The sequence below is a fragment of the Ensifer sp. genome (genome assembly GCF_035999185.1).
Lineage (GTDB): Bacteria > Pseudomonadota > Alphaproteobacteria > Rhizobiales > Rhizobiaceae > Ensifer.
This window is the reverse complement of record NZ_DASYHB010000219.1, coordinates 12,913-38,294: the sequence shown is the minus strand read 5'-3', so window position 1 is coordinate 38,294 and position 25,382 is coordinate 12,913. Positions and strand designations below refer to the sequence as shown.

The following is a 25,382-nucleotide window of genomic DNA, read 5'->3' as shown; positions in this document are numbered from 1 at the left end:
GATCCCTGTCCCGCTAGTCCAGATAGGTTCGCGCAAGCAGATCGGACAGGTTTTCGAAATCCCGCTCCATCCGGTTGTAGACATCCAGGTTCATCGCTTCCGGCGTCATGACCACGAGGCTCGAATGCAGGCGCATGGCCTCACGGTAGAAGGGCGACATCTGTCCGTTGACAAGGGCATTCGGCAGCAGTTCCACCTCCGTCTTGATCTCGTTCAACTGGTAAAGCACCGAGCGCGGATTGAGCGGGTCGAGCGCCAAAAGGTCGGTCACGGTCAAGGCGGCGGTGCTGACATTGTAGCGCCGGCGGTGGGTCATGACGCTGTCGCCGATTTCAAGAAGCATGTCGTAGGCGCCGTCGGGCGCGTCTGGACCGGACATATGGCCGAGCAACCGCGTCATGTGCAGGCCGCGCTCGATGTAGCGGCCGGTCGAAAGAAAGCGCCAGCCGGTGAACCGGTACATGTTTTCGTGAACAAGACCGGCAAAACCGGCAAGCTTGCGTAGGAGGACGGTCATTGCGCGCGTGGCATCGTCGCCGGCCTGAACCGTCGCATGGAACTTGCGCGCCGTCTGCGACAGGTCGTTCAGCGCCAGCCAGCCGTCGGGCGAGAACCGGTCGCGAATGTTGCCGGCGCTGAAAAGAGCGCTGGAAATATTGGCAAGCAGGCTGTCGGGCACCGGCTGGCGCGTGTCGATGTCAAGTGCTGCGAGATAGTCGCTGACATCCTTCAGCAGCGGCAGGTCGGGATTTGCGGTTTCGGCGAAGCGGCCATGCCAGGCGCGCAGGATGCGCAGCGCCCCTTCGGCCCGTTCGATGTAGCGGCCCAGCCAGAACAGGTTGTCGGCTGCCCGGCTCGGCAGGCTTCCGGGCATGTTGCGGGTGAAGCTCTCTTCGGCCGGCAGCAGCGTCGTGCGTTCGACCGGGCGGTCACTGACGATCCAGACGTCGGCGGCAGTGCCGCCGGCCTGCATCGCGATCGCGGCTACGTCGTCGCCCGAACCGATGCGGGCAAAGCCACCCGGCATGATCTGCCAGCCGTCGCGGGTGCGGGCTGCAAAGACCCGAAGGCTCATGGGGCGGGGCGTCAGCCGGCCGCGCACCCAGGCGGGCGTGGTCGAAAGCGTGACGACCTCCTGGCCGACGAGCGTGCCGCCTTCGGCGCCGAGCCAATCGGCGATCGAGGCCTTGGCCCCGTCGTCGAGTGCTGCGCCGAGCACGGACTGGCCGTTGTCGTCGAAGAAGGGGCGCGTCGCATAGGCCGGACCGATGACCATGCGCTCGATATTGGCAGCGACCTGCTCCCGCTCCGCGCTCTGGCCGCACCACCAGGTGGCGATCGAGGGCAGCAGCTGTTCCTCACCCAGCAGGTGGCGACAGATCGCTGGGATGAAGGCAAGGAAGGCGCGGGTCTCGACGATGCCGGTGCCGAGCGCGTTGACGATCGAAACGGAGCCGGCGCGCAGCGCCTCGACGATGCCGGGGGTACCGATATGGGAGGACTGGTTGAGTTCCAGCGGATCGGCGAAGGCGGCGTCAAGACGTCGCCAGAGCACGCCCACGGGCTTGAGACCGGCGACGGTTCGGACCATCACCCGGCCGCCGACGACGGTCAGGTCCTCGCCTTCGAGCAGCATGAAGCCGAGGTAGCGGGCGATATAGGCGTGTTCGAAATAGGTCTCGTTGGCGATGCCGGGCGACAAAACGGCGATGCGATCGTCCGGGTGCAGCCTGCGGCTTTGCAGCGTGTCGCGGAATTCTCCAAAAAAGCCCGCCAGCCGATGCACGTGGGTCTCGGCGTAGAGATTGGAGAAGGCGCGGGTGGTCGCGACCCGGTTTTCGAGCGCAAAACCAGCACCCGAGGGCGCCTCGGTGCGGTCCGACAGGACCCACCAGTTGCCGTCGGGGCCGCGGCCGATCTCGAAGGAGATGAAGTGCAGGAAGTGGCCGTCGGCCGGCTTCACGCCGACGAGCGGTCGCAGAAACTCCGGATTGGAGGCGACAAGTGCCGGCGGCAGCAGGCCCTCGCGCACCAGCCGGTTGTCGCCGTAGATATCGGCGACGACCTTCTCCAGAAGCTCGGCGCGCTGCACGAGCCCTTGCGAGACCGCGGCCCATTCCTTCTCGTCGATCAGAACGGGAATGTGTGACAGCGGCCAGCTGCGCTCGGAACTGTCCTTGGCGCCGTAGACCCGGTAGAAGACGCCAGCATCGCGCAGATAGCGATCGGCGCGCGCGAAGCGGTTGGCAAGCTCGGTCTCATCGAGGCGTCCGAGGGTCGCAAGCAGTCGCTGCCAGACCGGGCGGACGTTTCCCTCCTGGTCGAGCATTTCGTCGGCTATGCCGGGAAGGGCGCGGTAGCCGAACACCGGATCGTCGTCCGGACTGCGATGGTCTGCGGCCGCTGTCTGCTTTTTCGCCATTTACGCTCCTGGCGGACGCCTGAGATCAAGCGTCATCGGGAATTCCATCGACGGGCTTTCCGGGCGAAGCGGGTATGCGCCTGTGGTGTGACCCCAAGGTTCGAACCGCGACAGGCGACGCGCTTCCGCTTCGTTGCCGTTGACCGGAAACGTGTCGTAGTTGCGTCCCCCCGGATGGGCGACGTGGTAGATGCATCCACCGATCGCCCGATTCGACCATGTATCATAAATATCGAATGTGAGGGGAGTGTTGACCGGCAGGACGGGGTGGAGACCCGAGGCGGGTTGCCAGGCCTTGTAGCGAACGCCGCCAACTGTGGTACCGTTTGAGCCGGTGCGCGTCAGCGGCACTGCTCGACCGTTGCAGGCAACCGTGTAGCGCTCGGGATTGGCGGTATCGAGCTTCACCTGCAGGCGCTCGACGGAGCTATCCACATAACGCACCGTGCCGCCGATAGCGCCCTGTTCGCCCATTACGTGCCAAGGCTCCAGGGCCTGGCGGATTTCGAGCTTTGCCCCTTCGTATTCGACCTCGCCGCAGAACGGAAAGCGAAACTCGAGCTGGGCTTCGAACCACTCGGGCTTCAGATCGAAACCATGGGCGCGCAGATCCGCCAGCACTTCGAGAAAATCCTGCCAGACGTGATGCGGCAGCATGAAGCGGTCGTGGAGCGTGGTGCCCCAGCGCACGAAGCGGCCATCGACAGGGTGTTTCCAGAAGCGGGCGATCAGCGCGCGCACCAGCAATTGCTGGGCAAGCGACATGCGGGCGTTGGGCGGCATCTCGAAGCCGCGGAATTCGACGAGGCCGAGGCGGCCGGTCGGGCCATCGGGCGAAAACAGCTTGTCGATGCAGATTTCCGCCCGGTGCGTGTTGCCGGTGACGTCGACGAGCAGGTTGCGGAAGAGCCGGTCGACGAGCCAGGGCAGGGGCGGCGGCGTCGCCGAGCCCGGCATCGGCACCTGCGAAAGCGCGATCTCAAGCTCGTAGAGCTGATCGTGCCGGGCCTCGTCGATGCGCGGCGCCTGGGATGTCGGGCCGATGAAGAGGCCTGAGAACAGGTAGGAGAGCGAGGGATGCCGCTGCCAGTGCAGCACCATGCTTTTCAGAAGATCGGGACGGCGCAGGAACGGGCTGTCGTTGGGATTGGCGCCGCCGACGACCACGTGATTGCCGCCGCCGGTGCCGGTGTGGCGCCCGTCGATCATGAACTTGTCGGCGCCAAGCCGGCTCTGGCGGGCCTCCTCGTAGATCGCCGTGGTGATGTCGACGCAATCGCGCCAGTGGGCGGCCGGATGGATGTTGACCTCGATCACGCCCGGATCCGGCGCGACGCGGATGACATTGATGCGCTCGTCCTGCGGCGGCGCGTAGCCTTCGATGTGCACGGGCAGGCCAATGGACGCCGCCGCGCGTTCCGCCGAGGCGATCAGGTCGAGATACTCCTCGATGCTGACCGTCGGCGGCATGAAGACACAGAGGCGGCCGTCGCGCGGCTCGACGCTGATGGCCGTGCGCACCAGGCCGGCGATCTCGTCTCGCGGCGTCGGGAGCGGGGTTTCGGGAACCTCCGACGCCTGGAAGCGCGCGTGTTGCGGCCGGCTGATCTGCTCGGAGAAATCCGGCAGGTCGTCGCGCGGCACGGTCGGGTCGAGCGGGTTGATATAGGGGTACCAGGTCGGGGCGATGTAGGGCAACGCGCCGAGCGGCAGTCGGTAGCCGACAGGGCTGTCGCCAGGTACCAGGAACAGGCGGCCGCGTCGGGTGCTCCATTTCTCGCTCATCCATTGTCGCCCCGTTGCGCGGGCGTTCCAGGCCTGGACCGGTAGCACGTAGCCGGTCGGCGTCGTCAGGCCGCGCTCGAAGACGCGCGCCATGCGGCTGCGTTCCTCCGGGTCCTTGAGCTTGGAGTTGGCGGGATCGACATTGTCCGGGAGGTTCGCCTCTTTCAGCAGCCATTCGGCCGGATCCTCAAAGGCGGGTACGACCATGTCGGCTGAGACATCAAGCTCGCCGGCAATCGCCTTCAGCAGCCGTTCGGCGTCCTTTTCGGTGACGTCATGGCGACCGGCTTCCTCGGCAATGAGATCCGGCCGCCGCCAGATCGGCACGCCGTCCTTGCGCCAGTAGAGTGAAAAGGTCCAGCGCGGCAGGCTTTCGCCGGGGTACCATTTGCCCTGGCCGTAGTGCAGGAATCCGCCGGGCGCAAAGCGCTCGCGCAAACGCCGAATGAGGTCGTCGGCCTTTTCGCGCTTGGTCGGGCCCACAGCTTCCGTGTTCCATTCCTCGGCTTCGAAGTCGTCGATCGAGACGAAGGTCGGCTCGCCGCCCATGGTCAGGCGAATATCGTTCTCTTGAAGCACCCGGTCGACCTCGCCGCCAAGCGCGTTCAGCGCCTCCCAGCTCTCGTCGGAGAAGGGCTTGGTGATGCGCGGATGCTCGGCAACGCGCGCGACCTTCATGTCGAAGGCGAAGTCGGTTCGCGTTTCAGGGTCGCCGAAGAAACCGCCGGAGATGGGTGCTGCGTTGCGGAAATGCGGGGTGGCCGCAAGCGGGATATGGCTTTCGCCGGTCAACAGCCCCGAGGTGGGGTCGAGGCCAACCCAGCCTGCGCCGGGCAGATAGACTTCGGCCCAGGCGTGCAGATCGGTAAAATCGTGGTCGGTGCCGGAGGGGCCGTCGAGCGCCTTCAGATCCGGCGTCAGCTGGATGAGGTAGCCGGAGACGAAACGGGCGGCCAGACCGAGATTGCGCAGGATCTGCACGAGCAACCAGCTGGAATCGCGACAGGACCCCCTGGTCGAGGTCAGCGTATCCTCCGGCGTCTGCACACCCGGCTCCATGCGGATGACGTAGCCTATTTCCTGCTGCAGGCGTGCGTTCAAGCCGACGACCATATCGACGGTGCGCTGGTGGGAGCGGTCGACCGTCGCCATAAAGGCGGCAAGTGCCGGGCCGACCGGTTCGGGCGTCATGTAGATCTGCAGGTCGTCGCTGAGGTCCTCGGGATAGGCGAAGGGCCAGTGCTCAGCCTCTTCTTCGACGAAGAAGTCGAAGGGGTTGTAGACCGTCATGTCGGCGACCAGATCGACCTCGATTTTCAGTTCGCTGACCGGATCGGGAAAGACGTAACGGGCGAGGTAGTTGCCGTAGGGATCCTGCTGCAGGTTGACGAAATGATTGCCGGGCGAAACCTTCAGCGCGTGGCTGATGACCTTGGTCTTGGAATGGGCCGCGGGCTTCAACCGGATGATCTGCGGCGACAGCCGGATCGGGCGGTCATAGGTATAGTGGGTCAGGTGATAAATGCTGGCCTTGATCGACATGCCGGATTTGGTCCCCTTCGTGGTAGGTCTTGCGCCCCCATTTTGGAGAAGTTTGTGCAATGCGAAGGGAGAATGCAAGCGCGAATGCGCGGCGGGAAAATCAAGCCGCGGCAACGCTTTCGCACGCCCGGTCAGGCGTGCGAAAGGTGCTCCGCTATCGGTCAGACGATCGGCGGATTGATGCGGGCGAAGCCTTCCTGGCGATAATAGGGGAAGTAGGGGTAGGCAGGGGTCGTCCGGCTTGCCTCGTCCAGCCGGGCGATCTGTTCAGAAGAGAGCGACCAGCCGACGGCGCCGAGGTTCTGGCGAAGCTGCTCCTCGTTGCGGGCGCCGATGATCACGCTCGAAACCGTCGGGCGCTGCAGGAGCCAGTTGATGGCGATCTGCGGGATGGTCTTGCCGGTCTCTTCAGCCAATTGGTCGAGCACGTCGACGACGTCGTAGAGTTTTTCATCATCGACCGGTGGGCCGAAAGCGGCCGTGTCGTGCAGGCGGCTGCCTTCCGGCCAGGGCTGGCCGCGGCGGATCTTGCCGGTCAAACGCCCCCAGCCGAGCGGGCTCCAGACCAGAGCGCCGACGCCCTGGTCGGCGCCGAGCGGCATCAGCTCCCACTCGTAGTCGCGACCGACCAGCGAATAGTAGACCTGATGGGCAACGTGGCGCACGAGGCCGTGTTTTTCCGAGGCCGCAAGCGACTTCATCAATTGCCAGCCGGCAAAGTTGGACGCGCCGATATACCGGAGTTTTCCGGCGGCAACGAGACTGTCGAGGGTCGCAAGACTTTCCTCGACGGGCGTGCCGGCGTCAAACGCATGCAATTGCAGGAGATCGATATAGTCGGTGCCGAGACGCCTGAGCGCGTCGTCGACCCCCTTGATGAGGCGCGCGCGTGACGTACCGGCATCGTTCGGCCCATCGCCCATCGGCAATGCGATCTTGGTCGAGATCAGCACCTGATCGCGCCGCCCTTTGATCGCAGCACCAAGCACGCTCTCGGAAGCGCCGTCCGAATAGACGTCGGCCGTGTCGAAGAGATTGACGCCGGCCTCCAGCGATATGTCGATCAGCCGCCGCGCCTCCGCCTCGCCGCTGTTGCCCCAGGCGCTGAAGAGCGGCCCCTTGCCGCCGAAGGTTCCTGCGCCGAAGCTCAAGGCCGGCACCTTCAGTCCAGATGATCCAAGCCGTCTGTATTCCATCGTTCAAGCTCCTCGCTGGGTTTGGGCGACGGATCTCATCCGCTCGCCTTGACGAGGAGGTGGTGTCGCAACCATTTGCGATGTAGACCCGATGAAGGAACATCATTTGTGAGTTGAAGTCACATGTCGCGTTTTCCGGTCAATCGTTCGGGCGAAATGGCGGTTTTCGCCAAGGTGGTGGAGCTTGGTGGCTTTTCGGCAGCGGCCCGGGTTTCATGCATGACGCCGTCGGCGGTCAGCAAACTCGTCCAGCGGCTGGAGGAGCGGCTTGGCGTGCGTCTGGTCAACCGCTCGACGCGGCGGCTGCAACTGACGGCGGAAGGCTGCGCGTTCTATGAGCGGGCTGTGCGGATCCTCGCCGACATCGACGAGGCAGAACGTGCGGCCGGCGCCGGCGAAACGCCCGAAGGCCGCGTGCGCCTCAATGTCAGCGCTTCCTATGCCGCGCATGTCCTGATGCCGGTGCTGCCGGAATTTCTCTCGGCATTTCCGTCGGTTTCGCTCGACATTCTGCAAACCGATACGGTTGTCGATCTGATGGCGGAGCGTGCAGACATCGCCGTGCGTGCCGGGCCGCTCAAGAGCTCGAGCCTGATTGCCCGCAAGCTCGGCACGACATCGAAGACGATCGTCGGCGCGCCGGCCTATCTCGACCGTTTCGGCATGCCCAAGGACCTTCAGGCGCTCGAGATTCTGAACAGGCTGAGCCACAGCTACGCCCGGGCCGTCGACGGCTGGCCGATCCTCTTGGACGGCGCGCCGATGACGCTGGCGCCGACGGAACGGGTGCGGGTGAGCGATGGCGAGGGCTTGCGCCAGCTGGCGCTTGCCGGTGTCGGGCTCGCCCGGCTTCCGACATTCACGATCAGCGAGGATATCCGTTTCGGCCGCCTGCTGCCGGTTGCCGAACACCTGAACCCTGGCGACACCGAGGCCTTCCATGCCGTGTTTCACGGTCCGGGTGGCGCGCTGCCGGCGCGCGTGCGGGTCGTGCTCGATTTTCTCGCTACGCGCGCGCGGATTTCGCCGTCGTGAGGTGGGCGATCGACAAGCCCGCCGGGTGGCCGCAGACGCGGTTGCGACCCTCGGATTTGGCGCGGTAAAGTTCGGTGTCGGCGCGTGCGATCAGGCGTTTCCAACCGCCATTGGCGCTTCGTCCCTCAGCCACGCCGAAGCTGGCCGTCACGGTCAGTGCCTGGCCTTCCGAAACGACGATCGGCTCGCGCGCCAGATTGGCCCTTATTCTCTCTGCGAGGGCAAGGGCGGACTCGATGCTGTCGCCGGGGGTAATGACGGCAAATTCTTCGCCGCCGAAACGCGCGACAAGGTCCGAGCTGCGCACCGAATTGCGAATGATGCGGGCGGTTTCCTTCAGCACGATATCGCCGACCAGGTGGCCGTAGGTGTCGTTGATCTGCTTGAAGCGGTCGATATCCATCAGGATCAGGCAGGCCTCCTGATCGCCGCCGTTCTTGTGTTCGGCACTACCGATGAGCTCCAGAGCACGGCGATTGAGCAGGCCGGTCAACTCGTCCGTTTCGGCCTGGCGCTCAAGATGCTGCATCAGCAGCGTGCGCTCGTCGAGCCTTTGGCGCAGCACGTCGATCGCGTCGAACAGACGACCCATCTCGCCTTCGCCACCCTTGCCCTGAAGGCGGGCGATGGGCCGGTCGTTGGCAAGCTCGATGATGCTGTGTCGGGCGAGCAGCAACGGCTCGAACACCAGCGAGCGGGCGCGGCGCATCAGGATGAGCAGCACGAGGAACAGCGAGAAGGTTGCAAGGCTGGCAATTGCAAGCTTGACCGACGCCCGCGTCTTGTTGGCCGAAAGCCGCTCGACGGTCGAATCCATGAAGGCGCGGCGCAGGTCCTCGAGCGGCTTCATTTTCGGGACAAAGCGGTCGGTGAGCTGCTCGGCGGTCATCGGGTAGGCGCCCGAATGCTTGCCTACGGCGATGACGCCGTCGATGATCGCAAGGCCTTCTGCGAAGAATTCGCGATCGATTTTCGCAAGGTCGCCTATGTTTTTCTGGCTGAGGCCGGGAAGGGCGCCCGGTTTGCCGACGATCGACCAGATCTCCTGCAACCTGCCGCGCGTGCGCTCGCTGTCAGCCAGGTTCTTGGCTCCGAGCGGCTTGCCGACTGCGACCGGTGCCATGATCTGCGAACCGAGGCGGCCGCCGTCCTCGCGCAGGTTGGCGAGCATCTGGGCCGCAAGCGCAATACCGGCCAGGTTCGGGTCTGTGTTGGTGAGGCGCTGAATGTTCCAGTCGATCGCCGGGCGAAGCGCATCGATGACACCGAACATCGCCTCGATCGTCGCCTGGATTTCGGTAAGGTCGCGCTTTTCCGGGGGCAGCGCGGCAATGCGGTCGACTTCTGCGCGCGCAAGCGTCAGGCGACGCTGGACCTCGGAGAGGATCGGCGAAAGGGCGCCGGCCGGTTCGGAGCGGCTGGCATTGTCGATGTCGGCGGTGAGTTGTGCGAGTGCCGCGTCGCTGCGGGCACGGAATTCGGCGAGACGGGCTTCAACCGGTGATCCGGGCGCAACCCCGATGCCGAGCATGCCATTCGACGGACCACGTTCGGCCGAAAGATAGTTGGCCGCGTCCAGGACCCGACAAAAAGCCATGACCTCGGTCAGGTTGCGCCGGGCGATCACGAAATCGCTGTAGGAGGCCGCGATGATCTCGGTGGCAAGAACGCCCGTGCAGGCGACGACGATCGCGACGAGCCATTGAAGCTTGCGGCGCAGCACCTTGGCCGTGCGCACTTCCGCAACGCCCGCCGCAGGGGACGCAAAGCTGCCGCCATTGTTGCTCATCGATGCGAAGTTGCTCCACTCATGTCGCCGCTCGTCGCTCGGCTGTCGCGACAAATTCTTGCCAAGCGACAAGAAACCCATCCGAAATCAGTGTGCCTGCCACGCCTGTTAACGTATAAGGTGTTAAATAACCTTGAAATACCCTGAAATACTAGGGGCTAAACCGCAACCGAGGGATGCGCCAGACGCAGGGCAGCATTGGCGATCTCGGGATCGGTGCTGGTTACTCGGTCTTCCAGAGACAACGGATGAGGTCCGCTTTCTTTCCGAAAGCGGACCTCATCTTTGTATTGATCCTTTTTTACTTCGGAAACACTGTTGCGACAATCTCGGCCTGAGCGCCGAAGACGTTGCAACGAGATCATTTCATTGTTTCGTCGAAACAGTGAAATGATCTAACTCTCTGATATTACGCCATTCCGTACGGAAAACCGTTCTACACAATTCCTGGAATTGCTCTAGCGCCTGGGCCCGACCAGTGCGAAGAGCGCGCCTTGTGGGTCGAGCGCCTGAACGATCCAGGCCCCTCCGGGCACTTCCATCGGCTCAAGCACGATCTTGCCGCCGCCAGCCTTGATGCGTTCAATGGAAGCGTCGAGACCCGACACGTTGATGTAGTAGAGCCAGTATGGCCCGGGAACCTCTTTCGGCTTGGTCATCATACCGCCGATCGGAGCGCCGCCCTGGGCGAAGATCTGGTAGATGCCCATCTCGCCCATGTCCATGGCCTGGTCCTTCGTCCAGCCGAAGAGCTCGGCGTAGAAGGGAAAGGCCGTGTCGAGATCACCCGCGGCCAGTTCGTGCCAGCCGACAAGACCCGGCGTCATCGGATCGGTGACAGGAGGTGGATCGCCGATCCCCCTGAAGATGGAGAACACGGCGCCGTGCGGGTCGGTCACGACAGCAAAGCGTCCGATGCCCGGAATGTCGTCCGGGGCGCGATGAACCTTGCCCCCCTTGGCCGCGATCTTGGCAGCCGCCGCATCGACGTCGTCGACGCCGATATAGCCGAGCCAGGCAGGCGGCACCTTCATGTCGAGCGCGCCTTCGGGCATGGCCATCAGGCCCGCCACCGGCATGTCACCGACATTAAACAGCGTGTAGCTGATGCCGGTCATGCCGGAATCGCGAGCATCCCAGCCGACAACGTCCCTGTAGAAGGTCTCAGCGGCTGCCATGTCGGTCGTCATCAGTTCGTACCAAACGAATTTACCGTGATCTGCCATTGCCTTCCTCCAGTTTGCAGGTGGTTTCGATCCGGCGTGCCCGGCGCCTCGTCTCCTGTTCCCGTGCCCGAAGATCTCTTCGAATCCGCGCGCGGGACGGGGCGGAAAAGCGGCCATGCTTTTCCTTATGTCGCCTTCAGTCGCTGCGGCTGTACTGCGCGGTCATCATCGTGCGCCAGCTTCCGTCTGGTGCCTGAACCTGGGCGGTCAGCAGGCGGCGGGAATGGTCAACGAGCGTGATGACGTCACGGTAACGCGCTGTCTGGCCCGGGTTCTCGAAATCCGGACCGTCACAATGGAGCGACAGAGACATGCCATTTGCGTCCAGTTCGCCGTCATAGATCCACATGTGGGTCATCATGGACCCGACCCAGGTCCCGACATAGCGTTTCGTCTCGGGATTGAAGCCAAGTGTCATCAATGTCTGGCCGAAGCCGCCGCCAGGCATCGTTCCCTGTCCCTCGCATACGATCCAGAGACCGTGGAGCGAACGGACATGCTCCGTCCAGGGGCCGCTGCCGTCGGACTCACCATCTGCGCCAAGCGTGCGAACGTGCCAGTCGCCTAGCATTTGCTCGAGCCAGCGATGCGCTTCTTCCGGTTCGACGCTCACGGCACATCCTTATTTTTGGTGCGGCTCTTGGTTCTTATGTCAGTTGCGTGCGGGCACAGGTTCTCGGCCCGGCAAACGGGTGTTCGTCAAACGCCGCTACGGGCGAAATGTTCCGCCTGCATCGGCTTAGCCCGCCTTTCGCGGCCGCCCGTATTCGTCGTGGCGTCGCACGAAGCTCATGGCTGTCTCTTCGTTGCGGCCTTTCGGTGCCCGGTCGAGCAGCATCAGTGTGCCGGCCAGTTCCTCCAGCCCGCGGGCATAGGTCGAATAGGTGTGATAAAGCGCGCCGTCCTCGCCCTTCTGAAAGGCGCTCAGTCCCGGCAGTTCCTCATGCGCGTTGGCGCTGGCGATCTCGGTGAAATTGTAGGAGACCGCGCCGCTTGAGAGTTCTTCCGGCGAGAAAGCCACATGGAAATCATGGTTGAAACCGTTGCCTGCGGCGGAAACCCAGGGGAAGTCCCAGTTCATGCGCTTCTTGTAGGCCTCGATCTTGGCAAGCGGTGCGTTCGCTGCGGCAATCAAGGTCACGTCATGATGGTTGAGATGCGGCAGCATGCCCGAGAAATGATCAACCAGGAAGGAACAGCTTGGGCATCCGGCCTCCCAGGAGGGGCCGAACATGAAGTGATAGACGACAAGCTGGCTGCGCCCGTCGAATAGTTCGGCCAGTGTCTTGCGGCCGGTCGGCGTGTCGAAGACGTAGGTCTTTTCCATTTTCACCCAGGGCAATGCCAAGCGGGCGGCATTGACCTTGTCGCGCAGGTGGGTGTGTTCCTTCTCCAGCGCAAGTAGAGCTTTGCGCGCCCTCAACCACGCCTCCGGCGATACGACTGCATGCTCGTGTCTCATGCCCGCTCCTCCTTCAAACGCCGCACTTGACTATTTATGTTGATATCAACATTAATGGGCCATGTCAAAGCAGCCCCCCGTTCCGTTCGAGACGACCCTGCATGTGCGGGATACCTGTCTCTGCCTGCATGTGCAGCGCGCCGCGCGCGCCATGGCCCGTCGGTTCGACGAGGCGCTGCGGCCCTTCGACATCACCAACGGACAATTTTCCCTACTGATGTCGCTCAACCGACCGGCGGCTCCGAACATGGGCTCGGTTGCCTCGTTGCTCGCCATGGACCGGACAACACTGACGGCGGCTCTGAAGCCTTTGGAGCGGCGTGGGCTGGTCCAGAGTTTCCCGGATCCCGATGACCGACGATCCAGGCGGTTGCAGCTCACTGCGGAAGGAGAAGCGTTGCTTTCGCGCTCCATCCCAACCTGGAAGGCGCTGCATGCGACCCTAGATCCGATGCTTGACGGAGGAGCCGGGCGACTGCGCTCCGATCTCCTGACCCTTGGCCGGGGGTGACGGTCGTGCGCTCCGTCTGCAGGTCACGTTTCGCCTGAAGCCCTGGCGGTCGGCTTCAGGATGGCAATCGCTTCGGCGATCAACGCCGAGGCCTGACGCAGCCGCTCTTCTCCAAGCTCTTCTCCAAAACTGTCCGCCCAGACGGCCTGTCGCTGCTTGATATCGTGGAGGATGCGGCTGCCTTGCCCAGTCAGCACCATCAGCTTGGCGCGCTGGTGAACCGGGTTGTCCTCATAGCCAATCAGCCCTTCCTCCGCCAAAAGGTCTGCGATGCGCTGTACGCCCTGCCGGGCCAGGCCCAGCGCGCGCGCCGCGTCGGCAACGGACATGGGTCCGTGATTGGCCGCGGCGAGCACCTGCCAGCGGGCGCTCGTCTGGCCGGATGGTTTCGAAAGCGCGTCGCCCGCCACGGTCAGCGGGCCGGCCAGACGGAGAACCGAGATGGCAAATTCGGCGAAAGCGTCGCCGGCGGGGGTGCGTTCGGGATCGTCCATGCGGCTGTGTCGGCTTCTGTTGGCAACTGCGAATGACAGTATGTTGTCATTCTTGCGGAGTTGTCGCAAGCCTGCGCCCGCTATTGACAACATATTGTCATTATGCAAAAAGCGATTATGACAATATGTTGTCACACTGGTGGCGACCCAAGCACAGGGAATGATGGTGATGAAACTGACCTACAAGGGAAGCTGCCATTGCGGAAACATCCGCTACGAGGCTGATATCGACCTCGATGCCGGCACCGGAAAGTGCAACTGCTCGATCTGCTGGAAGCGGCGCTATTGGGGCGCGATCGTCAAGCCCGAGGATTTTCGTCTTCAGTGCGACGAGGCCGGTATCGCCGACTACCAGTTCAACAGCAACAGCGTGCATCACCGATTCTGCAAGACATGCGGCGTTGCTGCCTTCGGTCACGGCTACATCGAGGAAATCGGCGGTGCCTACTACTCCGTCAACGTCGCCTGCCTCGACGATCTCGACCCGGCTGTTCTGGCCGAAGCGCCGGTGCAATACATGGACGGTCGCAACAACAACTGGTTCCACGCGCCGGCCGAAACCCGCCATCTCTGATATCAGGCATGTGAATGCCCGTCACATCTTGCGAAATTCGAGGTGGTAGATGACTTCCTCGCCGGTCGCCGGGTCCATGCCCGGCGCGCCGTAGATCACCAGCCTGTCCCCTTCCACCACAAAGGGCCGGATCAGGTCGGATACGCCCCAGGCGGGGTTCCAGCTTGCGTCGACATGGTGGATGATCCGGCCGTCTTCCAGCGTGTAGGAACCGGAATAGGCGAGCATGGAATCAAACAGCGCCGCCTTTTCATCGTGCGACGGCACGAGTCCCTTGAGTTGGGGCCGCTCGCGCTTCACGACCACGGCGCTCATGCGACCATCCGGAAAATACGAGAGATAACCGATGGGATTGGGTCCCATGGCGTCGCTCACCTGACCAGTGGCGACGACCTCCCGTGTCCAGGAGAGCATTTTCCAGGTGCCGAGCAGTTCGGACTCGTTGGCCATGATCCACCTGTTTGATTTTAGATTGACCTAAAATAACAGATGGGTTCCGTCCGGCAAAGCGATACGCAGATTGCGGGCGGAAGACGAGCAACGAAAAAGGCTCCCGACATGCGGGAGCCTTTTCTTGTTGTCTGCACCGAAGTTTGGATCATTTCATTGTTTCGTCGAAACAGTGAAATGATTTCACTCTCTGATATCTAGCAATTCTGGACGTAAAACCGCTCTACACTTTTCCTGGAATTGCTCTAAAGCTCGCCGAGGTCGCGTACCGCGCCGCGGTCGGCCGACGTTGCGAAGGCGGCATAGGCCTTCAGCGCCGTCGTCACCTTGCGCTTGCGGATCTCGGTCGGCTTCCAGCCCTTTGCATCCTGCTCCGTGCGGCGGCGGTCAAGTTCCGCCTCGTCGACGCGCAGGCTGATCGTGCGGTTCGGGATGTCGATGTCGATCATGTCGCCTTCGCGCACCAGGCCGATCGTGCCGCCGTTGGCCGCTTCGGGTGAAACGTGGCCAATCGAAAGGCCCGACGTGCCGCCGGAGAAGCGACCGTCGGTGATCAGCGCGCAGGCCTTGCCGAGGCCCTTCGACTTCAGATAGCTCGTCGGATAGAGCATTTCCTGCATGCCCGGGCCGCCCTTCGGGCCTTCATAGCGGATGACGACGACGTCGCCGGCCTTGATCTCGTTGCCGAGGATCGCCTTGACCGAAGCGTCCTGGCTCTCGAACACGCGGGCCGGACCGGAGAACTTCAGGATGCTTTCATCGACGCCGGCGGTCTTCACGATGCAGCCGTCAAGCGCGATGTTGCCCTTGAGCACGGCGAGGCCGCCGTCCTTGGAGAAGGGGTGTTCGACCGAACGGATGACGCCCTTTTCACGGTCGGTGTCGAGTTCGTCCCAACGCGCTTCCTGGCTGAAGGCCACCTGGGTCGGAATGCCGCCCGGGGCGGCACGGAAGAAGGTGCGAACGGTTTCGCTCGACGTGCGGGTGATGTCCCAGCGGTCGATGGCGTCGCCGATCGTGGCACTATGAACTGTCGGGCAGTCGCGGTTGATGAGGCCGCCCTTTTCGAGCTCGCCGAGGATCGACATGATGCCGCCGGCGCGGTGCACGTCTTCCATGTGCACGTCGCTCTTGGCGGGCGCCACCTTCGAAAGGCACGGCACCTTGCGCGACAGCCGGTCGATATCGGCCATGGTGAAATCGACCTCGCCCTCATGGGCGGCGGCGAGAATGTGCAGAACCGTGTTGGTCGAGCCGCCCATGGCGATATCGAGCGCCATGGCGTTTTCGAAAGCCTTCTTGGAGGCGACGCTGCGCGGCAGAACGCTTTCGTCTTCCTGTTCATAGTAGCGGCGGGCTATGTCGACGACCAGATGGCCGGCTTCGACGAACAGGCGCTTGCGATCGGCATGGGTGGCAAGCGTCGAGCCGTTGCCTGGCAGCGACAGGCCGAGCGCCTCGGTCAGACAGTTCATCGAGTTGGCGGTGAACATGCCGGAGCAGGAGCCGCAGGTCGGGCAGGCGGAGCGCTCGATGATCTTGACGTCCTCATCCGAGACATTGTCGTCGGCGGCAGCGACCATGGCGTCGACCAGGTCGAGCGCATGCGTCTTGCCGTGCAGCACGACCTTGCCGGCTTCCATCGGGCCGCCGGAGACGAAGACCGCGGGAATGTTGAGGCGCAGTGCCGCCATCAGCATGCCGGGGGTGATCTTGTCGCAGTTGGAGATGCAGACCATGGCGTCGGCGCAATGGGCGTTGACCATGTATTCGACACTGTCGGCGATGATCTCGCGCGACGGCAGCGAATAGAGCATGCCGTCATGGCCCATGGCGATACCGTCGTCGACGGCGATGGTGTTGAATTCCTTGGCGACCCCGCCGGCCGCCTCGATCTCGCGGGCCACAAGCTGGCCGAGATCCTTGAGGTGAACGTGGCCTGGCACGAACTGGGTGAACGAGTTCACCACGGCGATAATCGGCTTGCCAAAATCGCTGTCCTTCATGCCTGTCGCGCGCCAGAGGCCGCGGGCACCGGCCATGTTGCGGCCGTGGGTGGTGGTACGTGAGCGATAGGCAGGCATGGCATGTTCCTTCACGGACAGGGGTATTGCGCGGATATGGCGATCCGGATCGCCACCGAAGGGGCTACCTAGCGCAAAATTGCGTGCGCGTCATCTTTTGCGTCAGATTATTTCGACGCCTGCGCGCCCGCGCTTTGCCGGGTTTCCGTCTCTTCACGTGCCAAGTCTAGCGGCGCGCCCGAGCCTTGCACAGCGGCAAAGCGGGACCTTTACGGAAATCTTATGCGCAGCACCTGAAGTCGGAATCGAAACCGGACGCCAAGCGGCATTAGCTTCTTCCGCATCGAATACGGATGCGTGTCATGTCTCTTCACGATTTCAGTTTCCTTCGCCCTGTTTCGAGCGGTCCATCCGATAAGGAGCTGTGCGAACGATCCGGTGGCGGCGAAATGGTTGCCGACGGGCTGGATGCACTGCTTCTGCGACTGTCTGCGGTCCGCCGCCTGCGCGAACATCATGTCTGGGAAGCCGTGCGGCTCGTCCGTGAATTGCCCGGCCTTGCGCCCGGCGCGTTTCCGTCGCGACGGTTCCGCGAATTGATGGCGGCGGACGCGCTCGTCGATGCCGCCATTCATCTGACGTCGTCGACCGAGGCGAAACTCTGCCTGCGCACGCTCAACCATGAATTGGGACTTTGGACCTGCGCGCTGCGCTATCAGCCGCCGGGCGCCGGCCGGGTCACATTCAAAGCGCGGCACGCCGACCTGGCGGCTGCGATCCTTGGCGCCTTCCTGCGCTCCTGCCGCGGTCATCGGCTCGCAATCGGAGCCACCGGTCGCGGCCACTTTCCGATCTGAAGGACATATCCATGAACATGCATTCGCTGCGCCTCGAAGGGGCGATCACTGCGCTCGTCACGCCGTTTCGTGACGGCAAGGTCGATATCGTCGGACTGATGTCGCTGGTCGAGTGGCAGATCCGCCATGGTATCTCCGGCATCGTTGCCTGCGGCACGACCGGCGAAGCGCCAACGCTGTCGCGCGCCGAGCGGGCCATGGTGATCGAGCGTTGCGTCGAGGTTGCCGAGGGCCGGATCCCTATCCTTGCCGGAACCGGTACCAACAGCACCGAGACGACGATCGCACTGACGCAGGAAGCCAGGGCGCTCGGCGCCGATGCGGCACTTGTCGTCGCGCCCTATTACAGCAAACCCTCCCAGGAAGGCCTCTTTCGCCACTTTGAGGCCGTCACCAGCGCCGTCGACCTGCCCATCATCATCTACAACGTGCCGTCCCGCACCGGTGTTGATCTCGCGGCACGGACGATCGAGCGGCTGGCCGCGCTCCCTGGCATCGTCGGCATCAAGGACGCGACTGGTGATCTCGGCCGTTTCCTCACATCGTCTACGGCCGTGAAGAGCCGGCTCTGCCAACTCTCCGGCCACGATCAGACGGCCCTGCCGTTCAACCTTTGCGGTGGCCACGGCACCATATCGGTGGCGTCCAACGTGGTCCCTCGGCTGATGGTGGCCATGCATCAGGCGATCGCGACGGGCAACGTTGCTTCGGCGATCGCCATCCATGAACGGCTGCGGCCACTGCTTGCAGCGCTCGAGCGGGAGACCAATCCGGGGCCGATCAAGTACGCGCTGCATCTGGTGCGGGCGCTCAGCCCTGAAATGCGGCTGCCGCTTACCCCGATCGCGCCCGAAACCGCTGCAGAGATCCGGGCAGCGCTTGAGCCGCTGACGGATATTCCGGCCACGCACATCGGTCGCAGCGTCCGCATCGCGCTCGCCGGCTGACGCTGCCGTCAACGCCAAAAACAACCGAAACCCCGCTGTCGCGCCGCGTGCCGAGCTCGGACCGTTGCGACCGCTTTCCATCCCAGCCCCCCCCGCACAGGAGACAGATGATGTCACGCCTTCCTCACCTCGCCGCCCAGGCTGAACTGCGTCGGCGCGCCAAACCGGCTGAAAGCACCGAGCGCCATCGCGGCAACGACACCGCGGTTCGCGACGCCTTCCTCGGTATCGGCATCCGGCTCGGTATCGTGCTTTGCCTTGCCTACGGCATCCAGGCCGCCATTCCCTGGATCGCCGGCTGAGCTCAACCTCATTTTCAACAGGAACCATTTTATCATGGGCAGTACGCAGCAGATCCGTCGTGGTTTTCTTGCACGTGCACGTTTCGTCGTTGGCCGCGACCGGCATGGCTGGTGGGTCGTCTCCGACCGCAAGGGTGTGGTCGGTGGCCTCTTCACCAATGAGACGGCGGCCATCCACTTTGCCGTCGAGGCAAGCGACCGGCATCCGGAAGAGGTTTGCCGCGCGCCGGAAGGGGCCGCCATCGATCTTGATACGTTTTCGCACGCAACCAACGCCTTGCCGCAGCGGCGACGTCGCGCCCATTCGTGATCGCAAAGGGGCATCAGTCGCGACCGGAAGCCTTGACTGATGCCCCGCAGGCCATGTCGAACGTGTGCTTGTGAGCGGGGCGTCGCCGCCGCGTTCTGCCGGCGCAAAAGCCAAAGCATCCGGCCTCACTTGTTATCAGCTGAGGCGGAAAGACGCTCTGGAAGCGGAGTCCAGAGCGTCTTGCGCGCAATTCTATGAACGGGCCGCTCTAACCAAGCGACGCGATTGCCTCGTCAATCAGCGCAACGATCTCCTTGGCATGCGAGGCGAGCGAAGCGTGGCTGGCGTCAAGCGTGACGATCTTCTTCGCCTTGATGCGCTCTGCCATCCATTGCTCGGTCTCCGGCGGAATCATGTGGTCTTGGCTCGATACCTGATACCAGCTCGGCTTTGTCTTCCACGCAGGCGGTCCGGCCTTGTCTTCAAAGCAGCGCCCGGCGATCGGCTTTTGCGCTACGGCCATCACCAGGGCGTCCGTCTCGCTCAGGTCCTGGCCGAAGCTCTGGCGGAAGGAAGCCTGATCAAGCCAGAGGAAGCCATCCTTGTCCGGACGAATGCTGACGGCACCCGAAGGCGGTTCGCGCCGCGCGAAAATGCTGCCGAGGCTGTCGCCTTCATCCGGCGCGAAGGCAGCGACATAGACGAGGCCGACGACGTTGGCCGCATGACCGGCGCCGCTGATGACCGCGCCGCCATAGGAGTGGCCGACGAGCAGCGTCGGGCCATCAAGTGATTCCGCCAGCTTGCGCGTGCGCTCGACGTCGTCGGCAAGCGATGTCAGCGGGTTCTGTACCGCGGCAATCCTATACCCTTTCGAATGCAGTGGCGGGATCACATGACGCCAATGGGAGGCGTCGCCCCAGGCGCCGTGTACGAGCACGATGTTCTTGACGGCAGGCATGCTCCGTTCCTTTCGCTTGGATGGAGAGGTGGTCGGTTCGACATCGCAGCCGCCTCCGGTCACTCATGCGCGGCATGGTGTGCGCCGTCTGTTCGGCGAACTTCCTTCGTGCCTGATCAACTCCGGTAGGTGGCAAGGCGATAGCACAGGGAAAGTTAGGGTGGGCAGGCGCGGCTTCCATGACGCAAACCACAATTATTATCGGTAGAGACGCCAGCCCTCGTGCCCAGGAGGCCCTTTGACAGTGGCGGTCGATGGATTGCGAAAAGGCGAGGAAAGGGCGGGGTCCCAGAGCTGCGGTTTTGGGGCTTCGGGGCGCCGCCCTGGGACCGGTGCGCCCTGGTGGCGGGCTGTGCTCCCGGGCGCTGACCGTATCAATGCATCTCGCCGCAGATTCGGCAACGTGCCCCGGACCTTTGCCAGCTCACGTCGGACCTAAGTCCTAAGCATATGTGGTAGCGGTTTGTGCGAAGGATTTGCGGCGCGCTCCGCGGTCGGGAAGGTCAACAGATCCCAAGTACGAAAAAAGGCCTTTCGATTTCTCGAAAGGCCTTTTGAATTCGAATGGTGGGCGTGACAAGGATCGAACTTGTGACCCCTACGATGTCAACGTAGTGCTCTCCCGCTGAGCTACACGCCCATCCGATGAGGCGCATAGACCACAAAAGCCGTTGTCGCGTCAATAGGGTTTCCGAAGGTTTTTTGACAGAAATTTTAAGGTGGTGGTTTTCGCGATTGGAACAGCGTGGATGAGCCATCGGCAAAGCCCCGGATTTCCTGGGTTTCCGCTAAGGTATTGAAACGAAAAGACCGCCGGAGATCCTTGTGGATCGCGGCGGTCGGCTCGAAGTCGTAATCAGTACAGTCGCGAGAGGCCGCGCCTGTGGAAAACTGTCGTGATCAGGCGGCAGTCAGCATCTTGTTGACCTCGTCGACGAGGTCACGGAGATGGAAGGGCTTGGACAGCACCTTGGCATCCTTGGGCGCCTTGCTGTCGGGGTTCAGCGCCACGGCGGCAAAGCCGGTGATGAACATGACTTTAAGGTCCGGGTCGAGCTCGGTCGCCCGGCGGGCAAGCTCGATGCCGTCCATCTCCGGCATGACGATATCGGTCAGGAGAAGCGAGAACGGCTCTTCGCGAAGCCGGTCGTAGGCGCTGGCTCCGTTGTCATAGGACATGACCTTGTAGCCGGCCTTTTCGAGCGCCTTGACCAGGAACCGGCGCATGTCGTTGTCGTCTTCGGCAAGAAGGATTTTCGCAGTCATGAATTCGGCCGTGCTTCTCTTTATTCAGTTCATTGCGCGCAGATTGCGGCGATTTATCCAAACCGCAACGCGGTAAATATCTCGTGAACGCGGGGCGTCAATTCCCCAGGATGCTGTGATTGGCCACTATGGACACAGAGCGGGCCAACTGGCAACATGATGACAATTGCAAGTACAGCATATGGTAAAAAAGGGTTCAGATGGGGGAAATTGCGGAGAGGGAACTGTTTGAGGTCCTGGAACCTCCGATCCAGCGCATTCCCTTTGTGTTCAATTCGCCGCATAGCGGCCGGTCCTATCCCCAGAGTTTTCTCGACCAGTCGCGCCTTGATGCGCTTTCCATACGTCGGTCGGAAGACCACTATGTCGACGAGCTGTTCCAGAATGCGACGTTCCTCGGCGCGCCGATGCTTTTGGCGCATTTCCCCCGCGCCTTCCTCGACGTCAACCGCGAGCCGTACGAACTCGACCCGCGCATGTTCGACGGGCCGCTGCCACCACACGCCAACATCAGTTCGATGCGCGTTGCCGGCGGGCTCGGCACGATCCCCCGGCTTGTGGCCGAGAACATGGAAATCTATCGCGGACGTTTCCCGGTCGAGGACGCGCTTGCGCGCATCGAGGCGATCTACAAGCCGTACCATGCCACCTTGCGCAAGCTGATCGCCCGAACCCACGTCCAGTTCGGTCTCTCGGTGCTGATCGATTGCCATTCGATGCCAGGCAATGTGCATTTGCCTGGCAGCGCCCAGCGTCCGGACTTCATTATCGGCGATCGCTATGGGACCAGTGCCGCGGGCGAGCTTTCGCGGGCCGCGGTCGATTTGCTGCAGCAGCTCGGCTACAGCGTGGTGCGCAACAAGCCCTATGCCGGCGGTTTCATTACCGAACATTACGGCCGGCCGACGCGCGGGCTGCACGCGCTTCAGATCGAGATCAACCGGTCGCTTTACGTCGATGAAGCGACATTGGTGCGCAAGCCTGGCTTTGGCGCGCTGGTCGCAGATCTCACGACCTTCATCGCGTCGCTTGCCCGTCATGTCGAGGACTACGGCTCTGATCTGCCGCTGGCGGCTGAATAGCTTCTGCCCGCAAATCCTTGGCCAACCACGGATCGCAACCAACCGAGTGCGATGACGCCGTTGCGCGCCTGATCTTTCGCCGCGGGAAGGCGCTTGGCGCGTCCGTATTCTTCTGTCGGGGAGCTTCAAAAAAAACCGCGCCGGTGGCGCGGTCAAGTCTAGGGAGGAAACACCCAAGGAGGGTATTTACAGTCACAGGTGACTGTACGAAAACCATAATATTGCACTGCACAAATGTCAAGTTGAGACGTTGAAAACTTTTGCGTCGCATCAAAAGAATTTCACTCGCAAGCGGTGCTTGAAACGATTTAACGGCGCGAAACTGCAGATTGGCGGCGGATCGGACCAAAACACGGGGCAGGCTTGCGGGGCTTGCCCGCCGGACGGGAGACGCGACGCGCGAGACGGCGGTGAGGCTGGCCGTTTGCCTTTCCGAAATTTTCGTCTATTCAGAATGCACCTTCCGCCATCTTCCCTGAGAGAGAGCCATGCTGCCCGACCGCGCCTTCTTCGATCGCCTTGCCGAAGCCGCCAAGGCGGAGACCCTGCCGCGATTTCGTATCGGCACGAGCGTCGTCAACAAGCTTGAAGGTGGTTTTGACCCGGTGACCGAAGCCGACCAGTCGTCGGAAGCGGCGATCCGGGCACTGATCGAAGAACACTTCCCCGATCACGGCATCCTCGGCGAAGAGCACGGCAATGTCGGGCTCGACCGCGAATATGTCTGGGTCATCGATCCGATCGACGGCACACGCGCCTTCATCTCCGGATTGCCGGTCTGGGGCACGTTGATCGGCCTTTACCGCAACGGTGAAGCAGTCATGGGCCTGATGGACCAGCCGTTTACCGGAGAGCGCTATTTTGCCGATGGCAAGAAGACCATCTACCGCGGCCCCGACGGCGAAAAGGTGCTTTCGACGCGGTCCTGCAATTCGCTTGCGGATGCGGTCCTCTTCACCACGTCGCCGCACCTCTACACCGGCGAGTTCAAGAACAAATACGAGGCGGTCCAGAGCAAGGTCCGTCTCTTCCGCTACGGTTGCGATTGCTACGCCTTCGCGCTTCTCGCTGCCGGTCACATCGACCTCGTCATCGAGTGCGGGCTGAAGCCCTATGACGTCGGCGGCCTGATCCCGCTGATCGAGCAGGCCGGCGGGATCGTCACCAACTGGCAGGGCGGACCGGCGGAAATGGGCGGAGAAGTCGTCGCTGCCGGCAGTGCCGAACTGCACGCTCAGGCTCTGGCAATCCTCAACGGCTGAACGCGCCACGTTCACTGTGGGACGTCCGGAAAATACCCGCAAGATCAATCGGCAAACGAGATCTGACCTCTGGCGGAGAGGTCAGGCGGCCGGATATTCGCGTTCGTCGCTTTCCTCAGGGATTATGAAGGCAAGGATCGCCGCCATTGCCTGGGCGCGATAGCGGTCGGCTTCGTGCAGCAGTTCGTGGCGCGCGCCATCGATCGGGATCATCTGGGCGGCGCGGAAATTGCGCGCCAGCCACTCGACGGAAAAATGCGGCACCAGCCGGTCCGCCGTCGGCGCCAGAATGATCGTCGGGAGAGTGATGCGCGTCAGATGCTCACGGCGGATGACCCGGCGCATGGCACGGAACGCTTCGCTCAGCCAACGCGCCGTCGGTGGGCCGAGCCGCAACTCCGGATGCGCGTCCGTCAGTGCGATGTTGCGCGCGTAGCGGCGGCGGTCGGCCGTCAGCACGTTCTTTTCAAACGGGCGATTGCCCTTGTCGGGGTGGGCCGGAACGGCGCCGAGACCGACGCAGCGCATAAGGGTTGCGACCGTCGCGATGCTCTTCTCGCCGAGCGCCTGGCCGCCAAGGCCAACGAAGGGGGCGAGCACCACCAGCCGGTCGATGCGGCTTGCGAGCATCGGCGCCAGTGACAGCGCGACGAGCGCGCCCATGGAATGGGCGACGATCGAAAACGGCAGGCGGGTATCCGGCAGCACGATCTGCTCGATGAACGTACTGAGGTCGCGCTCATAGTTGGAAAAGTGGTCGACATAGCCGCGCCCCGCCTGTGGCAGCAGCCGCTCGGAGCCAGCCTGGCCGCGCCAATCGAAGGTGGCGACCCAGAGGCCAGCGGCCGTCAGGTCCGCGATCGTTTCGAAATATTTCTCGATGGACTCGTTGCGACCTTGCAGCAGAACGACCGTACCACGCGCCATCGGCTGCTTCGTTTTGAAGATCGCGTAGCGGATCTTGCGGCCACCGACGCCATCGAAGAAGCCTGCCACATGGTTGTCCGGTACCGGATTGTCCGGGGAAGCGTGGAGGATCGAGGTCATGGACGCGAAGCCGAGTAAAACGAGTTGATCGGTTTCATCAGGGATAGGCGGCAGGGTCATCGCCGTCAAAGAAAAAAGCCGGAAACGGTGGGTGAAATCCGGACGATCACCGTTTCCGGCCGCTGAAGGGGAAGGGACATGTCACTTCAGCCTGGAAGTTTCCTTCCAGGGTTTCATTTCTAGTCTCCCGCTCCTGAACCGGAACCGAAGCCGGCATTCATGTCGGGTTCACCAAAAAATCGTCGGCGGTCGCGTCTTGAACTCGCGAAATCGCCTCCCCAAATCAGGGTCACGGACGCCGAAGACGGGTCCGTTCACCGGTCTCGCCGCTGCCAGAATGGGGTGGCCGACCAGACATCGCAAACAGTTGCTCCCAGGAGGACACAATGCGTCATTTCGATTTCTCCCCCCTCTACCGCTCCACCGTCGGCTTCGACCGCCTCTTCACCATGCTCGACAGCCTCGGCCAGCCGGGGGAGCCCCAGACCTATCCGCCCTACAATATCGAGCGCACCGGCGAAAACGCCTATCGCATCACCATGGCCGTTGCCGGCTTTGACGAGAGCGAGCTTTCGATCGAGGCGCGCGAGCACACGCTGACGGTCAAGGGCGAAAAGGCGGATGAAAAGGGCGATGAAAGCCAGTTTCTCCATCGCGGTATCGCCAAGCGCGCCTTCGAGCGCCGCTTCCAGCTTGCCGACCATGTGGAGATCAAGTCCGCTTCGCTGAAAAACGGGCTGCTTCACATCGACCTCACCCGCGAGATCCCGGAAGCCGCCAAGCCGCGCCGGATCGAAATCGCGTCGGTCGCCGCGCAAGCCAAGCAGATCGAGGCCCAGAGCCTCTAAGCCTCATGCCCGGGTAGGGCACGAAACAGGCCTCCCAAAAGGAGCGGCGT

The 25,382-nt window shown here is 62.8% G+C and carries 23 protein-coding genes and 1 tRNA gene; 10 read left to right on the top strand and 14 right to left on the bottom strand.

All coding sequences use genetic code 11. From position 1 onward, the window contains the following. Window positions 1-13: 13 nt before the first annotated feature. The 3 genes from VGO04_RS31765 to VGO04_RS31755 all read right to left on the bottom strand — a co-directional run bounded on the left by VGO04_RS31765 (window position 14) and on the right by VGO04_RS31755 (window position 6,945). The gene (locus VGO04_RS31765; protein ID WP_327499973.1) at window positions 14-2,422 is read right to left on the bottom strand and encodes a circularly permuted type 2 ATP-grasp protein; all 2,409 of its coding nucleotides are present in this window, start codon (window positions 2,420-2,422) and stop codon (window positions 14-16) included. Then, complete coding sequence (locus tag VGO04_RS31760) at window positions 2,423-5,749, bottom strand: transglutaminase family protein (RefSeq protein ID WP_327499972.1); 3,327 nt, start codon at window positions 5,747-5,749, stop codon at window positions 2,423-2,425. Between the two features lie 161 nt (window positions 5,750-5,910). Next, a complete protein-coding gene (locus tag VGO04_RS31755) occupies window positions 5,911-6,945 on the bottom strand; it encodes an aldo/keto reductase (RefSeq protein ID WP_327499971.1) in 1,035 nt (344 codons plus the stop codon). Between the two features lie 123 nt (window positions 6,946-7,068). On the opposite strand from VGO04_RS31755, the gene VGO04_RS31750 reads away from it, so the two are divergent. Then, window positions 7,069-7,980 carry a LysR family transcriptional regulator gene (locus VGO04_RS31750; protein WP_327499970.1) on the top strand — a complete coding sequence of 304 codons (912 nt, stop codon included), beginning with the start codon at window positions 7,069-7,071 and terminating at the stop codon, window positions 7,978-7,980. Here VGO04_RS31750 and VGO04_RS31745 read toward each other — a convergent pair. The 4 genes from VGO04_RS31745 to VGO04_RS31730 all read right to left on the bottom strand — a co-directional run bounded on the left by VGO04_RS31745 (window position 7,952) and on the right by VGO04_RS31730 (window position 12,457). Further along, window positions 7,952-9,769 (bottom strand): GGDEF domain-containing protein, encoded by a 1,818-nt coding sequence (locus tag VGO04_RS31745; RefSeq protein WP_327499969.1) that lies wholly within the window; start codon window positions 9,767-9,769, stop codon window positions 7,952-7,954. The genes VGO04_RS31750 and VGO04_RS31745 overlap by 29 nt on opposite strands. Before the next feature lie 458 nt (window positions 9,770-10,227). Beyond that, entirely contained in the window at window positions 10,228-10,995 is a 768-nt protein-coding gene (locus tag VGO04_RS31740; RefSeq protein ID WP_327499968.1) for a VOC family protein, read from the bottom strand. A 136-nt stretch (window positions 10,996-11,131) separates the two neighbouring features. Then, a complete protein-coding gene (locus tag VGO04_RS31735; RefSeq protein ID WP_327499967.1) occupies window positions 11,132-11,608 on the bottom strand; it encodes a DUF1579 domain-containing protein in 477 nt (158 codons plus the stop codon). Between the two features lie 126 nt (window positions 11,609-11,734). Further along, entirely contained in the window at window positions 11,735-12,457 is a 723-nt protein-coding gene (locus VGO04_RS31730; protein WP_327499966.1) for a thioredoxin family protein, read from the bottom strand. Window positions 12,458-12,518: 61 nt separating this feature from the next. Here VGO04_RS31730 and VGO04_RS31725 point away from each other — a divergent pair, with 61 nt between their 5' ends. Beyond that, on the top strand, window positions 12,519-12,968 hold the full coding sequence (locus VGO04_RS31725; protein ID WP_327499965.1) for a MarR family transcriptional regulator: 450 nt from the start codon (window positions 12,519-12,521) through the stop codon (window positions 12,966-12,968). A 23-nt stretch (window positions 12,969-12,991) separates the two neighbouring features. On the opposite strand, the gene VGO04_RS31720 is transcribed toward VGO04_RS31725, so the two are convergent. Next, window positions 12,992-13,462 (bottom strand): MarR family winged helix-turn-helix transcriptional regulator, encoded by a 471-nt coding sequence (locus VGO04_RS31720; RefSeq protein ID WP_327499964.1) that lies wholly within the window; start codon window positions 13,460-13,462, stop codon window positions 12,992-12,994. 169 nt (window positions 13,463-13,631) lie between these two features. Here VGO04_RS31720 and VGO04_RS31715 point away from each other — a divergent pair, with 169 nt between their 5' ends. Then, entirely contained in the window at window positions 13,632-14,036 is a 405-nt protein-coding gene (locus VGO04_RS31715) for a GFA family protein (RefSeq protein WP_327499963.1), read from the top strand. Between the two features lie 21 nt (window positions 14,037-14,057). Here the strand turns inward: VGO04_RS31715 and VGO04_RS31710 are convergent, their stop codons facing one another. Both VGO04_RS31710 and ilvD read right to left on the bottom strand, forming a co-directional pair. Beyond that, window positions 14,058-14,486: a lipocalin-like domain-containing protein gene (locus VGO04_RS31710; RefSeq protein ID WP_327499962.1), complete on the bottom strand. Its 429-nt coding sequence runs from the start codon at window positions 14,484-14,486 to the stop codon at window positions 14,058-14,060. A gap of 245 nt (window positions 14,487-14,731) precedes the next feature. After that, window positions 14,732-16,570, bottom strand: coding sequence for a dihydroxy-acid dehydratase (ilvD, locus tag VGO04_RS31705; RefSeq protein WP_327499961.1), 1,839 nt, complete (start codon window positions 16,568-16,570; stop codon window positions 14,732-14,734). 302 nt (window positions 16,571-16,872) lie between these two features. Between ilvD and VGO04_RS31700 the strand changes: the two genes are divergently transcribed. The 4 genes from VGO04_RS31700 to VGO04_RS31685 all read left to right on the top strand — a co-directional run bounded on the left by VGO04_RS31700 (window position 16,873) and on the right by VGO04_RS31685 (window position 18,926). Next, on the top strand, window positions 16,873-17,367 hold the full coding sequence (locus tag VGO04_RS31700; RefSeq protein ID WP_327499960.1) for a hypothetical protein: 495 nt from the start codon (window positions 16,873-16,875) through the stop codon (window positions 17,365-17,367). A gap of 11 nt (window positions 17,368-17,378) precedes the next feature. After that, window positions 17,379-18,314, top strand: coding sequence for a 4-hydroxy-tetrahydrodipicolinate synthase (gene dapA / locus VGO04_RS31695; RefSeq protein WP_327499959.1), 936 nt, complete (start codon window positions 17,379-17,381; stop codon window positions 18,312-18,314). 110 nt (window positions 18,315-18,424) lie between these two features. Further along, window positions 18,425-18,616, top strand: coding sequence for a hypothetical protein (locus VGO04_RS31690; protein WP_327499958.1), 192 nt, complete (start codon window positions 18,425-18,427; stop codon window positions 18,614-18,616). Window positions 18,617-18,650: 34 nt separating this feature from the next. Further along, on the top strand, window positions 18,651-18,926 hold the full coding sequence (locus VGO04_RS31685; RefSeq protein ID WP_327499957.1) for a hypothetical protein: 276 nt from the start codon (window positions 18,651-18,653) through the stop codon (window positions 18,924-18,926). 208 nt (window positions 18,927-19,134) lie between these two features. On the opposite strand, the gene VGO04_RS31680 is transcribed toward VGO04_RS31685, so the two are convergent. From VGO04_RS31680 to cpdR1, 3 genes are all read right to left on the bottom strand, one after another. Further along, window positions 19,135-19,827, bottom strand: coding sequence for an alpha/beta hydrolase (locus VGO04_RS31680; RefSeq protein WP_327499956.1), 693 nt, complete (start codon window positions 19,825-19,827; stop codon window positions 19,135-19,137). A gap of 565 nt (window positions 19,828-20,392) precedes the next feature. Next, window positions 20,393-20,467: transfer RNA gene (locus VGO04_RS31675), tRNA-Val, on the bottom strand. A gap of 260 nt (window positions 20,468-20,727) precedes the next feature. After that, on the bottom strand, window positions 20,728-21,093 hold the full coding sequence (gene cpdR1, locus VGO04_RS31670) for a response regulator CpdR1 (protein ID WP_327499955.1): 366 nt from the start codon (window positions 21,091-21,093) through the stop codon (window positions 20,728-20,730). Window positions 21,094-21,293: 200 nt separating this feature from the next. On the opposite strand from cpdR1, the gene VGO04_RS31665 reads away from it, so the two are divergent. Together VGO04_RS31665 and hisN are read left to right on the top strand one after the other, a co-directional pair. After that, a complete protein-coding gene (locus VGO04_RS31665) occupies window positions 21,294-22,175 on the top strand; it encodes an N-formylglutamate amidohydrolase (RefSeq protein ID WP_327499954.1) in 882 nt (293 codons plus the stop codon). 488 nt (window positions 22,176-22,663) lie between these two features. Further along, window positions 22,664-23,437 carry a histidinol-phosphatase gene (hisN, locus tag VGO04_RS31660; protein ID WP_327499953.1) on the top strand — a complete coding sequence of 258 codons (774 nt, stop codon included), beginning with the start codon at window positions 22,664-22,666 and terminating at the stop codon, window positions 23,435-23,437. An 81-nt stretch (window positions 23,438-23,518) separates the two neighbouring features. Here the strand turns inward: hisN and VGO04_RS31655 are convergent, their stop codons facing one another. Beyond that, window positions 23,519-24,484 (bottom strand): alpha/beta hydrolase, encoded by a 966-nt coding sequence (locus VGO04_RS31655; RefSeq protein WP_327499952.1) that lies wholly within the window; start codon window positions 24,482-24,484, stop codon window positions 23,519-23,521. Window positions 24,485-24,870: 386 nt separating this feature from the next. On the opposite strand from VGO04_RS31655, the gene VGO04_RS31650 reads away from it, so the two are divergent. Beyond that, on the top strand, window positions 24,871-25,332 hold the full coding sequence (locus VGO04_RS31650; protein WP_327499951.1) for an Hsp20 family protein: 462 nt from the start codon (window positions 24,871-24,873) through the stop codon (window positions 25,330-25,332). Window positions 25,333-25,382 lie beyond the last annotated feature (50 nt).